Here is a 494-nt window from a genome sequence, read left to right on the forward strand (position 1 = left end):
GCAATCAGCACGAAGCCCATGTGGGAGATACTGGTATAGGCGATCAGGCGCTTGATGTCCTGCTGTCCACACGCCAGTACAGCACCATAGATAATGCCCACCAGCCCGAGTGTCATGGCGACAGGCGCAAACGCCTGGGACTCTTCCGGGAACAGCGGCAGCGCAAACCGCAGGATGCCGTAGGCGGCGGTTTTCAACAGGATACCGGCCAGATCGACACTGCCGGCGGTCGGCGCCTGGGCATGGGCATCCGGAAGCCAGCCATGGAATGGGACCACCGGCAGCTTCACGGCAAAGGCCACAAAGAAGCCCAGCATCAGCCACGGCGCCAGCGCCTCCGGGACCTCGGTATCCAGCAAGGTGTCGTAGCTGAAGGACAGTTCGCCGGTGTTGGCGTAATGCACGAACACCAGTGAGAGTATCGCCACCAGCATGAGCAGGCCACTGGCCTGGGTGTAGATGAAGAATCGGGTAGCGGCTCGAATCCGGGTCTA

1 pseudogene is annotated in these 494 nt (G+C 61.3%); it reads right to left on the reverse strand.

Going from position 1 to position 494, the window contains the following annotated elements:
* Positions 1-14: 14 nt before the first annotated feature.
* Positions 15-494 (reverse strand): annotated as a pseudogene (locus tag B3M52_RS12025) (proton-conducting transporter membrane subunit); the annotation flags it as partial.

The organism is Marinobacter sp. UBA2688, assembly GCF_002352785.1.
Lineage (GTDB): Bacteria > Pseudomonadota > Gammaproteobacteria > Pseudomonadales > Oleiphilaceae > Marinobacter > Marinobacter salarius.